Here is a 1,645-nt window from a genome sequence, read left to right as displayed (position 1 = left end):
AGTGCGTTGTGGCAAACCGGATTTCGTTCGAGGTGTGCGGCGCGGGTGATCATCTGGACAGAGGTACGGGTGCGGCCGTGGACATGAAAGAACGGGCCCCCTGGTAGTGACGCGGTTACGACACCAGCACGACCAAGGAAGCCCGTTGCCCGATCAGTTGAGCAGTATCTCTGTGCCTGCGTCCACCGCGGTCACCCCTGGGTGTGACTGCTACGTGCACCGGTTCGGTTCGATCGCTCCAGGGTTGCGGACAGGCTGCTATCCCAGTGACATGACGGATGCGGAGTGGGCCGAGGTCCGCTCGGCGATGCCGGTGCCGGCCTGGCTCCTCAAGCGGGGCGGGCGTCCGGAGGCGTATTGCCACCGCGAGATGCTCGACGCTGTGCGTTATCTGGTCGACAACGGTGTGAAGTGGACGGCTCTGCCGGTCGATTTCCCGTACTGGCGGGCGGTCTACGACTTCTTCCGCCGCTGGCGGGCCTGCGACTACGTGCGTGAGCTGTACGAACGCCTGCGATGTTCGGCGAGGGCACGCGCAGGCCGCAACGCCGAGCCCAGTGCGGGAATCATCGACAGTCAGTCGGTAGACGCCTCCGAGACCGTCGGCGAGGACAGCCGCGGATACGACGGCGGCAAGTCACGTGACGGGCGCAAGCGCCACATCCTGACCGATTCCGAGGGCCTGCTCCTGGAGGTCACCGTGACCACGGCCGATGTGCACGACTCCAAGGCCGCCCCCACGCTGCTGGAGACGTTCATGGACCAGCCGGGCCGGCTGTTGAAGCTGGTGTGGGTCGACAGTGCCTACCAGGGTCCCGCACTGGCGAAGGCTTTCGCCCGTCACGGAGTCCGGATCGAGGTCGTGCGCCGATCCGACGGGCAACGCGGATTTGTCGTACTGGCCCGCAGGTGGGTGGTGGAGCGCACGCTGAGCTGGCTCTCCCGCTCACGCCGCCTCAACCGCGACCACGAACGCCGCCCCGACCACCACGCCCAGATGGTGTGGTGGGCCGCCGTGATCAGGCTGTCCCGACGCCTGGCCGCAGACGCTCCGCGCTGGCCGGAGAAACGCCCCGGCCGACTGCTCCGGGCGCGGGCATGAACCGTCTGTCCTCCGCCCGCACCAGCCAGCCCCGCTTCTCCAGCACGTAGGCACGGTGACGGATCTTCTCCACCTCGTTCTTGATCTCCGCTTCCCGGCCCACCGCCCGCGTCAGCTCCACCCCGTTCACCGGCCCCGAAGCAGCCACCGCAGCGGCGAACACCTCCCGATAGAGGCCGCTGAGCACCTCCTCGCCCATGCCCGACCGCCACACCGGCGGCCTCTCGCGATGCCCCGCGCCGGAGCCGCTCGATCCCACGCCGGCAGCCGCCTCACCACCAGACGGCACGGAAACCGGCGTATTCACCGGGCTCTCCTCGGCCAGCACCGACACGAGCTCCTCACGCCCCACCCGGGCCCGCTCGACCCGCTCCCGCGCGGCATCCACCTCCGCCTGAGCCTGCTCCAGAACCTCCGTCCAGGACTCCAGATCCTGCCTCGCCCGCGCCTCACGCCGTTCCATCAGCCCCAGCACCGACGGCATCGCACCCTCCTCGATCAACAGCAAGCCGTCCGCTGCCTGCCCCTACCCCTCCGCGATCA

At 68.7% G+C, this 1,645-nt stretch carries 2 protein-coding genes; one reads left to right on the top strand and one right to left on the bottom strand.

What is annotated here, in order from left to right; genetic code table 11:
* The first annotated feature begins 271 nt into the window (after window positions 1–271).
* Window positions 272–1,102: an IS5 family transposase gene (locus ACWCP0_RS42060; RefSeq protein WP_431954839.1), complete on the top strand. Its 831-nt coding sequence runs from the start codon at window positions 272–274 to the stop codon at window positions 1,100–1,102.
* On the opposite strand, the gene ACWCP0_RS42055 is transcribed toward ACWCP0_RS42060, so the two are convergent.
* The gene (locus ACWCP0_RS42055) at window positions 1,020–1,610 is read right to left on the bottom strand and encodes a hypothetical protein (protein WP_451083978.1); all 591 of its coding nucleotides are present in this window, start codon (window positions 1,608–1,610) and stop codon (window positions 1,020–1,022) included. The genes ACWCP0_RS42060 and ACWCP0_RS42055 overlap by 83 nt on opposite strands.
* Between the last annotated feature and the right edge of the window lie 35 nt (window positions 1,611–1,645).

Source organism: Streptomyces sp. NPDC001970, from assembly GCF_053594115.1.
This window is presented reverse-complemented; position numbering and strand designations above follow the sequence as displayed.

Excerpts from the sequence above, each read along its gene's own strand:
- ACWCP0_RS42060 (WP_431954839.1), top strand. The coding sequence starts at position 272 with ATGACGGATGCGGAGTGGGCCGAGGTCCGCTCGGCGATGCCGGTGCCG.